This is a genomic window from Palleronia sp., from assembly GCF_042089775.1.
In the GTDB taxonomy this organism is placed as follows: Bacteria; Pseudomonadota; Alphaproteobacteria; order Rhodobacterales; family Rhodobacteraceae; genus Palleronia.
Window position 1 is genome coordinate 1 of sequence record NZ_JBELKF010000090.1, and the last position, 13,457, is coordinate 13,457.

Below are 13,457 nucleotides of genomic sequence, written 5' to 3' on the forward strand. Positions count from 1 at the left end.
GAATGACGCGCCCGTAGAGCCAGCCGCGCAGGTGGCCGAACTCTTGCCGGTGTTGACGATAGAAGTCATCCGGCGTGCCGAACGTTCCAAGGTCGCGTGAAATCCCGGTCTTCTGGATGTAGGTGTCGCCACCCCGCCAGGCGACGGGCGGCGCGGCAAGGGTCTCTGTGCCCACGCCGTATCCGCAGAGACTCTCGCGATCGGGAAATGCGCCCTGAAGCCCGCGAAGGTACGCTGCGTCAAGGATGAAGCCCTCAAGGTTCACCCATCTGCCGTTCACCCGGACTTCGACCCATGAGTGCAGGATCTCGCTCGGCGCGATAGAATACACCACCTCGGGCACGATACCTCGTTGGAGTGCCTTGTGGATCGTGAAGCCGTGCAGCCGGCAAGGTACGCCGAGCCCGCGTAGAAGTGCCATAAGCAGCGTAGCCTTGGTGTTGCACTGGCCGTAGCCATCGGACAGCACCTCGGAGGCCGGTATTTCGTCCCGCCGGTTGTAGCCGAAGCGGATCCCGTTTCGGACGAAGTCGTAGGCCGCGCCGATCCGCTCGTGCTCGCCGAGATCAGGCCAGCCTCGCCGGTCGATCAGATTCTGAACGGGACCAGCGGTGAAGTCGAGCAGCCGCGTGGGCTGAAGCAGCGGGGCGTCGGTCGGCATGGCCGGTCTCCTTCGAATCGTCCTTGCGACCAATGTAATGGCTACAGCGACTTGAGCTTCAAGGCTGATCTACACGACGCGCGGCTACTTCGGGGAGGGTTGTATGCCGCCGCCGACATTCACCGCCTGTTGACCGAGCGCCTAACGCTTTCGGTTTTGCCATGATGCACATGCCTTATGGTCTCAAGCATGCGGTCCGGGCCAACTGGATGGCCAAAAATGCTTTCGTCGCGTGTGGGGAGGGCGTTGAGGCATCTTTCGATGCAACGCGCGGCCGAAATCGACCGTAAAAAAGGGTTCCCGCCGCCGGTGTCATCCGCGGCGAAAGGCCGCTTCGCCAATAGTGACTGTCCTCGTGGTAGCGACGTAGCGCCGTCTCTGGAGCGGCGTCCATTCGACACTCGACCCGCGTTCCTTTACTTTGGCGCGAAGATTGAAGGGGGGCAGGTTCGATGCGCGGCGCGCGGTTCAGGTTCGATCTACGGGAGGCAAGCGGCGCTCTTGGCGATCTGGGCACACTCCTGCCCCTGATGCTCGGCACAATCGCTGTGGTCGGCCTTGCTCCGATGCCGGTCGTCCTCGGCTTCGCTCTCTCCTACATCGCCACGGCCTTCTGGTATCGCCTGCCGATCCCGGTGCAGCCCATGAAAGCGGTCGCGGCGGTTCTGCTGACGGCGGAAGTGTCGCCGGAGAGTCTCGCCGCAAGCGGTATGATGATCGGCGCGATCCTTCTGATCCTTGGCAGCACTGGATTGATCGACAGGATCGGCCGCCTCGTGCCGCAATCGGTTCTGGCGGGATTGCAACTCGGCTTGGGCATCACGCTATCCTTGGTGGCGTTCGAACTCGTGGCGACGGCGCCTGTGCTCGGCATAGCTCTCGTCCTGTTGATCGCGGTCCTGCTCCGCACACGACTTCCAGCCGCCGCGATCGCCGTGGCTGCCGCTCTGCTGGCCGGCAGGGCCTTCGATCTGGAGCCGCTTCCACTCGCCGAGACCACCTTGGCCACGCCGACGCTGGTGGGCCTGCCGTCTTGGGAGGAGATGCAACAGGGCGTTACCGTCTTCGTCCTGCCGCAGCTCGCCCTGACATTGACGAACGCAATCATCCTCACGGCCCTCATCGCCGGCGATTACTTCGACGAGGCGGCGCGCCATGTCACACCGCGTCGGCTGTCGATCTCGTCAGGTCTGGGCAATCTGCTGCTCGCGCCCTTCGGCGCCCTGCCGATGTGCCACGGTGCCGGCGGTGTTGCCGCCCATCACCGCTTTGGCGCCCGGAGCGGCGGGGCTCCCCTCATTCTGGGCGTAGCGCTGCTGGCGGTAGCCTTGGTGCCCGACGGTGCTGGGCTGGCAGTGCTTGCAGCAATTCCCGCAGCCGGACTTGGCGCGCTGCTTCTGGTGGCATCGTGCGAGCTCGCCGTGAGCAAAAGGCTCTTCGACTGCAAGCCGTCCTGCTATCCCGTAATCGCCGCGACTGCGGGAGCCACCGTTTTCTTCGATCCATTCTGGGCTTTGGTGGCGGGCACGGCGGCGGAAGGCGGACGGACGGCCGCAGTGCGGGCGCTACGCCGTTCAGCTTAGTGACAACGGCCCGCTTGCGGTCAAATGAGAAAGGCCAATGAAAGGCTCGGCCTTCGGCATAGCGGGTGCGGTGCGGCGCGGCGCCCGCCGTCCGTAGCGAGTTGCGGTATCGGAAGCATAGACAGGGCACGGTGGCAGCGGCGATCACCGTCCATAGTGCGTAGCCGCGAATCCCGTGTATCATCCCGGGCCATTCCCTCACGTCTAAAGCATCGCCAGCGCTGTCCCTCCCGCCGCGAGCAGGCACACGACGATCCATGGCGGCGTTTTCCAGACGGTCAGCAGAACGAAACCTACCAAGGCGAGGGCGAAGTCGCGCGAGGTGAAGATCGCGCTCGTCCAGACCGGATCGTAAAGAGCCGCGCCGAGGATGCCGACCACCGCCGCGTTCGCGCCGCGCATCGCGGCTTGTGCGCGGGGCCGGGTCCGAAACGCATCCCAGAATGGGAGCACGCCGATCAGCAGCAGGAAACCGGGTAGAAAGATTCCGATGAGCCCGATCACCGCGCCGAGCGCGCCATTCGGCTCCGGCTCCATGGCCGCACCAAGATAGGCGGCGAAGGTGAATAGCGGCCCCGGAACGGCCTGTGCCGCGCCATACCCGGCGAGGAACGCGTCCTCACTTACCCAACCGGGCCGGACCACCTCCGCCTCGAGCAGCGGTAGGACGACATGGCCGCCACCGAACACCAGCGCGCCTGCACGGTAGAAGGCGTCCAGCAGCTCGATCCCTTGCGATGACAGAGCCCCCGACAGGACTGGCAGAAGCAACAGCAGGACGAAGAAGAGCCCGAGCGCCGCGGCTCCGACGCGCTTCGGCACCGCGAACGACAGGTGGTTCGTATCCGGTGCTGCGACGTCGCGGCAGAGCCAGACACCAGCGATGCCGCCCATGACGATTGCCGCGATCTGCCCGACGGAGCCGCCGGCGAAGACCACGATCAATACGGCGGCGAGGGCGATGGCGGCCCGTTGTCGATCCGGGGCGAGCGTTCTGGCCATGCCCCACACGGCTTGCGCGACGACGGCGACCGCGACGATCTTGAGGCCGTGCAGGAAGCCCGACCCGACCAGGCCGTCGAACGCGGATGCACCGAAGGCGAACAGCACCAGAAGCAGGGCGGACGGCAAGGTGAATGCCGCCCATGCCGCGGCCGCCCCGAGCGGGCCGCCGCGAAGCAGCCCGAGCGCAAACCCAACCTGGCTGCTGGCCGGACCGGGGAGGAACTGACAGAGCGCGATCAGATCGGCATAGCCTGCCTCGTCGATCCACTTGCGCCGAAGGACCAGCTCGTCGCGGAAATAGCCGAGATGCGCGACCGGCCCCCCGAAAGAGGTCAACCCGAGCTTCAGGAAGGCGCGAAAGACCTCTCCGGCCGAGCCGCGCGGGGCCGTGGCGTCAGGCGCCTCGGTCTTCGGGTGCGACCTCATGAAACAGCTCCCTGATCTTCTCCCGCGCCATCGTCAGCGCCTCCATTCCGTAGGGCGTGGCTCGGTAGATGCGCCGTTGCGAGCGGCCCGCCCGCTCGACGCGGGAGGTCAGGTAACCCTTGCGCTCCATCGCATGCAGCATCGGGTAAAGCGTTCCGGGACTGATCCTGTAGCCGTGATGTGCCAGCTCCTCGATCATCCAGTTCCCATAGAGGTCGCCCTCGGCGGCATGATGCAGCACGTGCAGCCGGATGAAGCCCGAAAGCAATTCCTGGTGTTCCATCTTCGGCTCGTCCCATGCTCACCTCGCAATCGAAACCCGATATCGGGAACCGATTACAGCGAGGGTGGTTCCTCGTGCAACCCGCTTGGCGAGATCGGCGGGGTGCAACCGAACATATCGACAGGAGAACCTGCATGGCCAGCGAAGCAGATCGAAATCCGCGTCACCACACCCAGCAGATGCAGACCCGTCTACAGGAGATGATGGATCACCTGCGCGCAGACATCGACAAGGTCGATGAGCCGCAGTTGGAGGCGATGTTCGAGACGGCCGCCGAAGTGCTGGGCGGGCTGAAGAAGGCGTTCAGCGACTACGAACAGAAGAACGAGAGCGCCTGGCGCGACTGAGCGCAGTGCTCTCACACTGGCCGCCGTCGAGGCGGCCAGTGCCTTTGGCCGCCTCCGGCATCACGGACGCGGTTGCGTCTGACGGTCGATCAACTCGCCTTCTGGTTCACGCGCTTCGACAGGTCGGCGGCGCTCTCTTTCCGCTCGCTGTAGCGGTCCAGCAGGTAGGCCTTGTTGTCGCGGGTGAGGATCGTGAACTTCATCAGCTCTTCCATGACGTCGACCACGCGGTCGTAGAACGGCGACGGCTTCATGCGCCCTGCCTCGTCGAACTCCAGGAAGGCCTTCGGGGTGGAGGACTGGTTCGGAATGGTCAGCAGGCGCATCCATCGGCCGAGGATGCGGAGCTGGTTCACCGCGTTGAAGCTCTGCGAGCCACCGCTGACCTGCATGACCGCCAGAGTCTTGCCCTGGGTCGGGCGCACGCCGCCGAGGGACAGCGGAATCCAGTCGATCTGGGTCTTCATGATGCCGGTCATCGCGCCGTGCCGCTCGGGCGAGCACCAGACCATGCCTTCGGACCAGGCGACCAATTCCCGCAGTTCCTGCACCTTCGAATGGTCGGCCTCTGCATCATCCGGCAGGGGCAAGCCGGAGGGGCTATAGGTCCGGGTCTCGGCTCCGAACCTTGTCAGGATGCGGGCGGCTTCCTCGGTCATCAGCCGGCTGAACGAGCGCTCTCGCAGCGAGCCATAGAGCAGCAAGATCTGGGGCGCATGTGTCGCCCGCTCGGGCGACAGCAAGCGATCCGTATCGATCGGCTGGAAGTGGCGCTCGTCGAGGTTCGGAGTATCAGGCAACGCGATTTCCTTCTGCGTCGATGAGCGGCGTTCCATCCTCGTTCGCCAAGGGACCCGGCGGCAGGTTGTCCAGCAGGTCGAGCACGGCCTCGCTGGGGCGGCAGAGGCGCACGCCCTTGGGCGAGCAGACGATGGGGCGATTGACCAGGATCGGATGCTCCAGCATCGCGGTCAGGATCGCCTCGTCGCTGACTGACGGATCGAGCAGGCCCAGCTCCCCTGCCGGGGACCGTGTTGTCCGCAGTGCCGTGCGCGGCGTCAGACCGGCGGCCGCGAACAGCGCTAGGAGCTGCGGTCGCGTCCAACCCGTCTCGAGATACTCGATGACCACCGGCGTCTCGCCCGACGCCTCGATGATCGCCAGCACGTTGCGCGAGGTGCCGCAGTCCGGGTTGTGGTGAATGACGATGCTCATCACGCGCCCTCCTCGGCGGGGAACCAGTGCTTCGTCCTGTTGGCGAAGGCGACGAGGGACAGCATCACCGGCACCTCGACCAGAACGCCGACGACCGTTGCCAGCGCCGCACCCGATCCGAGCCCAAACAGGCTGATGGCGACGGCCACGGCCAGCTCGAAGAAGTTGGACGTGCCGATCAGGGCGCAGGGGGCTGCGACGTTGAACGGGATGCCCCAGGCCCGCGCTGCGCCATAAGCCGCGAAGAAGATGCCGTAGGACTGGATCAGCAAAGGCACGGCGATCAGCGCGATGACGAGCGGACGGTCGAGGATGACCTCGCCCTGGAATCCGAAAAGCAGCACGACCGTCACCAGCAGCCCGATAATCGAGAACGGCTGCACGCGGCTTTTGAAGGACTCTACCCCGGCCTCGCCAACTTTTGCGACGAGGCTTCGGCGGGTCAGGAATCCTGCCAGCAGCGGCAGCATGACATAGAGGCCGACCGACAGCAGCAGCGTGTCCCAGGGCACGACGATGTCCGTCACGCCCAGCAGGAACGCGACGATCGGCGCGAAGGCGAAGACCATGATCACGTCGTTCACGCTGACCTGCACCAGCGTATAGGTCGCGTCCCCGCGCGTGAGGTTCGACCAGACGAACACCATCGCCGTGCAGGGCGCCGCCCCCAGCAGGATCACGCCCGCCAGGTAGGCTTGCGCGTCGTCCGGCGGGATCAGCCCGGCGAAGACATAGTTGAAGAACAGCACGCCCAGGGCTGCCATCGTGAAGGGTTTGATCAGCCAGTTCACCACCAGCGTCACAACGAGCCCCTTCGGCTTGTCGCCCGCGCGCTTCAGCGAGCCGAAATCCACGCCGACCATCATCGGATAAACCATTGCCCAGATCAGGACCGCCACAGGCAGGTTGACCGAGGCGATCTCCAGCGCGGCCAACGCGCCGAAGAGGCCTGGAAACAGGTTGCCGAGCATAAGTCCCGCGCCGATTGCCAGCGCCACCCAGACCGAAAGCCAGCGCTCGAAGGTGCCCAGACCTGCCGCGGCGGGAAGTGAGGTGTCGGCCATGACGGTCTTCCTATGGCTGGGGGCAGGCGATTGCGTCGATGACGGGCTGGCACAACTCGGGGCGACCGGCACAGCAATCCTTCATCAGGAACGCCAGCAGCCCCCGCACGCCGTTCATGTCGGCGAAGTAGCGAATGCTGCGGCCTTCCCGCTCGTTCCGGATCAGGCCGGAGCGCGCCAGGATCGACAGGTTGGCCGACATCGTGTTCTGGCGCACTCCGAGAGTAGTACCGATGTCGCCGGCCGACATGCCGGCTTCGCCAGCCTTGATGAGCAGGCGGAACACATCGAGCCGGGTCGATTGGCTGAGAGCGGCGAAAGCCTCGAGAGCACTTTCTTTATCCATATATCCCGAACTATTGCTATATAGCGCGAGTGTCAAGCGCAGTAGCCCTCCTGCTCGGGAAGGTCGGCTGTGCCCGCACAGCCGACCACCATCCCTCGACCCATGCCTTGTTCGAACCGACGGCGCCCGCGGCAGTTGCGGAGTGACGGGCGGTCGATAACGACCATTTGGGTGGTTCAACACCGGCGACGGCCTCATACCAAGCGCTGGTTAAGCAGGCCTCCGAACCTGAGCCGCAGTCGCGATGGCGCAGTCGTTGTTTTTCCTGCCGAGAAAATGCCGAGTTCTTGTAGTGCCAGCGCGCCCAGACAATAGAACCGTCACACCCAGCGACGAAGTACCTCTGCCCCAGTCCCTGCGGAATAAGAAGGACGACATGAACATCGCTCAGGTTTCAAGCCGCTTCCGTCTGCCGGCCAGGACGAGTTGCTACGACGAGAACGCGGACCTCGTTCACCCGCAGCGCAAGGCCAACGGTTATCGCCGCTTTCGGCGCGAACGCTTTCTGGGCGTGATCAGGAACAACATCTGAAACTGGAAGCACACCGGATCATGAGCGACGTCACCTTCTTCTTCGGAGGCTGGGTTCCGATCCTCCGCATCCTCGTGATGGGCACGCTTGCCTACGGCGCCTTGCTTGCGCTTCAGAGGATCTTCAGTTCGTTGCAGCCGTTCTCAGACAACGGTTGCGAGGCGCCGAGCGTCGGGTCGGCGTCACCGGCGCTTCTCTTCTACCAAGGCAACTGGCAGCGAGACGCGATGCGGCAGGAGAGGATCACGGAACACGAGCTCGTGGGCGCTGTCAGACAGAACGGTTTTGGATCCCTTCTTGATATCGAGGCAATCATCATGGAGGCGAATGGGAAACTCGCAGCTGTCGGCAAAGCCCGGGCAGGAGATGCAGGCGCGCTGCTGAACGATCCTCGCTAAAATTGCCACCAGTGGCAGAAGCCGAGAGCAACATGTGAAATTGCTGCGCCGACCGGCTTCTCGGGGATTCTCGAAAGTGCATTCCACCGTTCCATCGCCGAGTTGTCGGCCGAGCGAACGCCGAGGCTCAGCCGAACAGCATCCGGACAGGCATCCAGATCCCCATGGCGATCATCATCACGTTCTCGGTGAGGGATACGAAGCCCAAGGGCACGTTGCTGGAACCGCCGACGCACGCGCATTTCAACTCGCGCTTCTCGACATAGACAGCCTTGTAGACCGAGATTGCTCCCACCGTCCCAATGAAGAGCGCAACCGGCGCCGCAATCCAGATAAGCGCGCCGGCGACCATGAAGATCCCCGCCAATGCTTCGCCGAATGGGTAGAGGTAGCCGTACCGCACCCAGCGGCGGGCGAGGATGTCGTAGTTCAGGAACATGATCGAGAAGCTCTCGATGTCCTGGAGCTTCTGGATTGCCAGGATGCACATGCTGATCGCGATGAACCACTCGAAGGCCCGAATCATAAAGATTGTGCCGAAGACGTACCAGCTCAGCGCCAGCCCCATGAGGAACGCCATCGAGAAGATCGCGATGACCGGCCGGTAGCTCGTCTCGTCGCCCTTGCTGACCCGCTGTCCGAAATACTGGCGCAGGTCATCGAACCCGCCGATCCGATGGGGTCTGAGGAGTGGTCATTACCCCATGCTCCTCCTTGAAGGCGTCGGTCTGATCTCGGGTTTCGAGGTGGTGATCTTCCACGGTGAACCCTCGGCGCTCGAGCAGATCCTTCGACTTCAGGCCGTAAGGACAGACGTGACCGGGCATCACCATCCGGTAAAGCGCGGCGGACTTTTGGTTCGAGGCCATGAGGGGCTCCTTTTTTTCCGTGCGCCGTCCTCTGATCAGCCCTCGCAAGACCAGAAACCGCGATAGCCGACTGTCAGGCCCTGCTCGAGCGAGAAGACCAGTTCGGCGTCGGCCCGCCAGCCGGCGTCGTCGCCGAGGGGCTGAACACTTACCGACGCTCCCGGCGCTTCGAACACGATGCCGCCCTCAGGACCCTCGCCGGCTCCTTCGAGGGGAAGAATGATGCCGTTCAGCTTCATGGCAGCCTGATCCTGGTCCTGACCGGTCCACAGGACGGGATGGGTCTCCGGGCTGCGGCTGAACGTGCAGACCCCCTGTGCATCGAGGACCTGGTCGGCTTCAGCCTCCGGAAGAGGCGAGGGATAAAGATGGCTGATCAGGGTATTCGACAAGACGTCCTCGATTGTGCCCGGTACAGCAGGGGGATCCTGATAGATGCTCTCGACGATGTTGCCTGACTCCACGTCATCGATCAGGTAGCGCATCTCCGCGATCTCCCGACGCTGCGCCTCGATGATCTCGTGCGCCAGGTTCTGCACGCGCGGATCGCGGATCTGCGCCCGCTCGGACGTCATGATCGCGATCGAGTGGTGCGGGATCATCGCCCGCATATACGCGGGACCGCTCACCGTGGCCTGGCTGCGAAGCAACCACAGCGACAGGGCGAAGACCACGATGGAGCCTGCGAAGATCGCCGCGTTGAGCTTCTTGTTCGAATACATGCCCAGCATGAATGCCAGCATGATGACCGCCATCGTGGCGCCCATCAGGACGGCCATGTAGGTGCGCGTCTCCGACCAGAAGAGATGCTCCCACGCGTAGGTGTTGATGTACATCAGGATGAACATCACCACGGTGGAGGTGAGGATCATCAGGCCAAAACGGACATAGGACATGACGGGTTATCTCGCTTTCGAGGTCATTCGATTGTGGCGGCTTGACCTTGCTGCCCGTGGCCGCCGCCCGTCAGCGCTGCGTAGTCTTCGGCAGAGAGGCCGGGAAGTTGCGACACGAAGGCGGCGATCGCGGCGATTTCCTCCGGCCCGCGTTGGGGGCCGAAGGCGGGCATGCCAGACATCTTGATGCCGTTCTCGGCGATCCAGTAGATCTCTTCCGTGGTCCACTCGGTTGCGGCTTCCACCAGGTGCGGGGGTTCGGGCCGCATGCCGCGCGACCACGCCGCCGGCTCCTTTCCGGGCGCGCCGTGACAATGGGCGCAGCTCTCCGAGTAGTACCCGGCGCCTTGGGCAATGAGTTGCTCGGAGATCTCGGGCAGGTCCACATCATCCGCCCGGCTCGAGACGGATCGGCGCATTGTCGTCTCGAGCGTCCATCGTACCGCATCGAAATGCCTGTCGGTGGCAGCGACGTTGTACGCGCCGCTATAGGCAACCGCGAGCCAGACGACGATTGCGATGAGCAGGGTGCCGATAATCCCACCAACGATCCCGACGGTGAATGGGTGCTTTTTCATATCGATCTCCGGTCTTGGGCAAACTGGGACGGGTCAGTAGGAGCAGTACCCCCGGGTGGTACGGTTCTACCAACAGAAGGCGTCGCACGTTGTTCCGCGAAACCTTCAAGCGGAAGGACCGGTTAAGGGGTCGGGATACGAGGTGGCCTGATGAAAGATCGAAAAGAAAAAGCTCTCCAGCGCCTTGCGCGCATCGAGGGGCAAGTGCGCGGGATTGCCCGCATGGTCGAGGAAGACCGCTATTGCATCGACATCCTGAACCAGGCGCTGGCCGTCAAATCTGCGCTCTCGCAAGTGGAACTGCTGCTGTTGCAGGACCATGCGGACGAGTGCGTGGAAGATGCGATCGGCGCAGGGAATGCTGAGGAGCAGAGACAGAAGTTCCAAGAACTTGTTTCCGTCTTCGAGAAGGTTTGCCGGTAGCAACGGCGGGACAGGAAGAGGCGATGGAACATACCCCCCGTCGGTACGGTTGATCGGTCTCTGCAACCGGGAAGGAGAGTTCCATGCAAGTTCGTGAAATGATCAGTACCCACCCTGACGTTCAGGGCAGCACGGCGGACGCGCTGCTGACGTTCATCGAAGAGGCCTATGCCTGCGCACAAGCCTGCACATCCTGTGCCGATGCCTGCCTGGCCGAGGAGATGGTGGCCAACTTGCGCCAGTGCATCCGCCTCAACCTCGACTGCGCCGACATCTGCGCGGCAACCGGCGCGATGGCCTCGCGCCGCACTGGGTCCAACGAGGGGGTCCTGGCTGCCGCGATCAAGGCCTGTTCCGAAGCCTGCAATCGCTGTGCCGAAGAGTGTACCCAGCACGCCGAGAAGCACGAGCACTGCCGTATCTGCGCCGAAGCCTGCCGCCGCTGCGCTGCCGCATGCGACGAGGCACTGGCACAGGTGAAGTGACCGGATTCCCGGCGGCCGACCGGCCGCCGGATTCTCCTCGCTTTTGTTCGATGAACTTGCCTCGCTGCACCCTGGTCGGGCGGCAGATCGTCGTATCCGGTTCTCACAAGAGGCGATCAGCGATCTGGACTAATCGGAGGAGGGCGGCTTCGGCCGTCGAGTACCCATGATCGAGACTGCAATCATAGTTCTCGGAGCACTGATCGTGCTGCTGACGCTCTACGACATGTTCAACACCACGATCAGCCTGGGCGGCGGCGGTCCCCTGAGCGCGAAAATGATCCTTGGCCTTTGGCAGCGCCTTCCCTGGGGCCCCGGGCCGCTACGCGGATCCGCCGGCGGCATTCTCTCGCTCTGCACGATCGTGATGTGGGTGGTGCTTCTCTGGGCCGGCTGGACGCTGGTTTTCCTGCCCGTCGCCGACGCGGTCGTGCGGACGAGCGACGGAGAACCTGCCGACCTGATCGCCCGCATCTACTTCACCGGGTTCACCCTCTTCACGTTGGGCTTGGGCGACTATCGGCCGGACGGGGCCGTGTGGCAGATCCTGACCGCGCTGTGCGTCGGCACCGGCTTTCTGTCGGTGACGATGTCTGCCACGTATCTTGTGCCGATGCTCTCTGCCGCAGCACAGAAGCGGGCCATTGCGTCCGTGATAGCCTCTCTTGGTGACACGCCGGAGGAGATCGTCATCAACGGGTGGCGAGACGGGAATTTGCTCTCTCTCGGCACAAGGCTGGCCAGTCTCTCGTCACAGATCGCCGGGACGGCGGCATCACACCTGTCCTATCCCATTCTGCACACATTCAACACTCCAGAGGAAGGCCGCGCCATGCCTGTCCAGATCGCGAAGCTCAATGAGGCGCTGCTTCTGGTTGAGCATGGCGTCACGCCCGACAGCCGTCCGGCGGCATTGGACGTATTCTCCGCCCGACGCGCCTTGACCGACTTTTTCGAACATGCCGGGCAGAGCGGCTCGAATGCAGCAGATGATGTCCCGCCCACACCGGACCTGGCACGCGTGGCCGAAGCCGGGATTCCCACCGTCTCGCCGGAAAACTTCGAGAGCGCCATCTCTCAACAGCGCGAGGTGCGCAGCCGGGCGTACGGAATGCTGCAAAACAGCGGCTGGTCTCTCCCTGACGCTCTGGACCGCTGAAGTATATGCTTGCCGGAACAACCGCATCGGCTTTGCGCGTTCGAACGCGCGGTAGGCAGTCTGACTGGGTCTTGACCTTCCAGCGTAGGAACCCCCCGCATCCATTGCGGATCGAGCGAGGAGACCATTCATGTTGACCCTTGAAGTAGAAGGCATGACCTGCGGCCACTGCGAGCGTGCGGTCACGAAGGCTGTTCAATCCGTGGACCCGGCTGCGAAGGTAGCCGTGGACCGTTCCTCGGGCCAGGTTGCCGTCGACTCGGCAGGCGACCCGCAAGCGGTCAGGGAAGCGATCGAAGCCGAAGGCTACACCGTCAGATAGAATCCAACGTCTCCAGCGGAAGCCGAAAAACCACGGAGCAAGATAATGATTTTCTACAACACTGGGGCCATCGTAGGCCTGGTTACCCTGATGGGCGCTGCGACACTTGCCGGAAGCGCCGTGGCCCAGGACACCGCGCATGGCGGCAACACACACGGCATGGATCATGGTCAGATGATGATGGAGGACATGAGCCATGGCGGAGCAACGCCCCCCGATCAGGCGCAAGGTCACGACAGCCATGACGAGGCGGCCGGATCGCCCGCGACCAAAGCCTTTCGAGCTGCCAACCTCGCGATGCACGAGGCGATGGACATTGAATTCACCGACAATGCCGACATCGACTTCGCGCGCGGCATGATCGGCCATCACCAGGGTGCGATCGACATGGCCCGTGTCGCGCTTGAGCATGGCGAAGATCCCCAGTTGCGGCAGCTTGCCGAAGAAGTGATCGCCACGCAGGAAGAAGAAATCACCTTCCTGCGGCAGTGGATCGCCGACAACGCCGAATGAAGGCGAGGCTGTCCGTCCTGATCGGCACCGGCCTTGCCGTCGGTGCCGCGCCATGACCGCCAGTCGCATCGCAGTTCGGCAAGACCAAGCTACGGAATTGCCGACGCCATCGCCACGGACCGCGCAATGTACCAGGCATACTGTGCGGCGTGTTGCGGTGCGCGAGTCGAAGGGCAGGCCGATTGGCAATAGCCCCTGCCGTCCGGTCGATTGACGGCGCCGCCGCATGACGCTGGTGGTCACCGCTGGTGACCTGAGCCCCGTTTCTTCCTCCAGTTTGAGGTAGAGTCCGCTCCGACGAGGAGACGGACAATGAAGAGATCGAGGTTCAGCGAAGAGCAGATCATCGGGG

General features: G+C 63.5%; 18 protein-coding genes and 1 pseudogene. 9 read left to right on the top strand and 10 right to left on the bottom strand.

Translation table 11 applies throughout. The features are described from left to right. On the bottom strand, nt 1-661 hold a 661-nt coding region (locus ACFDS3_RS16450; RefSeq protein ID WP_375263440.1), incomplete at its 3' end, for a transglutaminase family protein. 452 nt (nt 662-1,113) lie between these two features. On the opposite strand from ACFDS3_RS16450, the gene ACFDS3_RS16455 reads away from it, so the two are divergent. Beyond that, entirely contained in the window at nt 1,114-2,244 is a 1,131-nt protein-coding gene (locus tag ACFDS3_RS16455; RefSeq protein ID WP_375263441.1) for a putative sulfate/molybdate transporter, read from the top strand. A gap of 204 nt (nt 2,245-2,448) precedes the next feature. Here the strand turns inward: ACFDS3_RS16455 and chrA are convergent, their stop codons facing one another. Next, nucleotides 2,449-3,675 (bottom strand): chromate efflux transporter, encoded by a 1,227-nt coding sequence (gene chrA / locus ACFDS3_RS16460; RefSeq protein WP_375263442.1) that lies wholly within the window; start codon nt 3,673-3,675, stop codon nt 2,449-2,451. Beyond that, nucleotides 3,644-3,958, bottom strand: coding sequence for a PadR family transcriptional regulator (locus tag ACFDS3_RS16465; protein ID WP_375263443.1), 315 nt, complete (start codon nt 3,956-3,958; stop codon nt 3,644-3,646). The genes chrA and ACFDS3_RS16465 overlap by 32 nt, the downstream gene beginning before the upstream one ends. A 134-nt stretch (nt 3,959-4,092) precedes the next feature. Between ACFDS3_RS16465 and ACFDS3_RS16470 the strand changes: the two genes are divergently transcribed. Next, entirely contained in the window at nt 4,093-4,305 is a 213-nt protein-coding gene (locus ACFDS3_RS16470) for a hypothetical protein (protein WP_375263444.1), read from the top strand. Nucleotides 4,306-4,394: 89 nt separating this feature from the next. Here the strand turns inward: ACFDS3_RS16470 and arsH are convergent, their stop codons facing one another. The 4 genes from arsH to ACFDS3_RS16490 are packed head-to-tail and all read right to left on the bottom strand — an operon-like array spanning nt 4,395 to nt 6,930. Beyond that, entirely contained in the window at nt 4,395-5,105 is a 711-nt protein-coding gene (gene arsH, locus ACFDS3_RS16475; protein WP_375263445.1) for an arsenical resistance protein ArsH, read from the bottom strand. Then, nucleotides 5,098-5,520, bottom strand: a complete 423-nt coding sequence (gene arsC, locus ACFDS3_RS16480) for an arsenate reductase (glutaredoxin) (protein ID WP_375263446.1) — start codon at nt 5,518-5,520, stop codon at nt 5,098-5,100. The genes arsH and arsC overlap by 8 nt, the downstream gene beginning before the upstream one ends. Continuing rightward, entirely contained in the window at nt 5,520-6,584 is a 1,065-nt protein-coding gene (gene arsB / locus ACFDS3_RS16485; protein ID WP_375263447.1) for an ACR3 family arsenite efflux transporter, read from the bottom strand. Before arsB ends, arsC begins: the two co-directional genes overlap by 1 nt. A 10-nt stretch (nt 6,585-6,594) precedes the next feature. Then, the gene (locus ACFDS3_RS16490; RefSeq protein WP_375263448.1) at nt 6,595-6,930 is read right to left on the bottom strand and encodes an ArsR/SmtB family transcription factor; all 336 of its coding nucleotides are present in this window, start codon (nt 6,928-6,930) and stop codon (nt 6,595-6,597) included. Between the two features lie 376 nt (nt 6,931-7,306). Here ACFDS3_RS16490 and ACFDS3_RS16495 point away from each other — a divergent pair, with 376 nt between their 5' ends. Continuing rightward, nucleotides 7,307-7,462 carry a hypothetical protein gene (locus tag ACFDS3_RS16495; RefSeq protein ID WP_375263449.1) on the top strand — a complete coding sequence of 52 codons (156 nt, stop codon included), beginning with the start codon at nt 7,307-7,309 and terminating at the stop codon, nt 7,460-7,462. A gap of 20 nt (nt 7,463-7,482) precedes the next feature. Then, nucleotides 7,483-7,860 (top strand): YetF domain-containing protein, encoded by a 378-nt coding sequence (locus ACFDS3_RS16500; protein ID WP_375263450.1) that lies wholly within the window; start codon nt 7,483-7,485, stop codon nt 7,858-7,860. Nucleotides 7,861-7,987: 127 nt separating this feature from the next. Here ACFDS3_RS16500 and ACFDS3_RS16505 read toward each other — a convergent pair. The 3 genes and pseudogenes from ACFDS3_RS16505 to ACFDS3_RS16515 form a co-directional block, all read right to left on the bottom strand. Further along, a pseudogene (locus tag ACFDS3_RS16505) lies at nt 7,988-8,729 on the bottom strand (MauE/DoxX family redox-associated membrane protein). A 35-nt stretch (nt 8,730-8,764) separates the two neighbouring features. Beyond that, entirely contained in the window at nt 8,765-9,625 is an 861-nt protein-coding gene (locus ACFDS3_RS16510) for a DUF305 domain-containing protein (protein ID WP_375263451.1), read from the bottom strand. Nucleotides 9,626-9,648: 23 nt separating this feature from the next. Further along, the gene (locus tag ACFDS3_RS16515) at nt 9,649-10,203 is read right to left on the bottom strand and encodes a c-type cytochrome (RefSeq protein WP_375263452.1); all 555 of its coding nucleotides are present in this window, start codon (nt 10,201-10,203) and stop codon (nt 9,649-9,651) included. 150 nt (nt 10,204-10,353) lie between these two features. Between ACFDS3_RS16515 and ACFDS3_RS16520 the strand changes: the two genes are divergently transcribed. The 5 genes from ACFDS3_RS16520 (at nt 10,354) to ACFDS3_RS16540 (ending at nt 13,105) form a co-directional block, all read left to right on the top strand. Next, nucleotides 10,354-10,626: a metal-sensitive transcriptional regulator gene (locus tag ACFDS3_RS16520; protein WP_375263453.1), complete on the top strand. Its 273-nt coding sequence runs from the start codon at nt 10,354-10,356 to the stop codon at nt 10,624-10,626. An 83-nt stretch (nt 10,627-10,709) separates the two neighbouring features. After that, the gene (locus ACFDS3_RS16525; RefSeq protein WP_375263454.1) at nt 10,710-11,111 is read left to right on the top strand and encodes a four-helix bundle copper-binding protein; all 402 of its coding nucleotides are present in this window, start codon (nt 10,710-10,712) and stop codon (nt 11,109-11,111) included. Between the two features lie 205 nt (nt 11,112-11,316). Continuing rightward, nucleotides 11,317-12,270, top strand: a complete 954-nt coding sequence (locus ACFDS3_RS16530; protein ID WP_375263455.1) for an ion channel — start codon at nt 11,317-11,319, stop codon at nt 12,268-12,270. Nucleotides 12,271-12,400: 130 nt separating this feature from the next. Further along, nucleotides 12,401-12,592, top strand: coding sequence for a heavy-metal-associated domain-containing protein (locus ACFDS3_RS16535; protein ID WP_375263456.1), 192 nt, complete (start codon nt 12,401-12,403; stop codon nt 12,590-12,592). Between the two features lie 45 nt (nt 12,593-12,637). Then, nucleotides 12,638-13,105 carry a DUF305 domain-containing protein gene (locus ACFDS3_RS16540; RefSeq protein ID WP_375263457.1) on the top strand — a complete coding sequence of 156 codons (468 nt, stop codon included), beginning with the start codon at nt 12,638-12,640 and terminating at the stop codon, nt 13,103-13,105. Nucleotides 13,106-13,457: the final 352 nt, after the last annotated feature.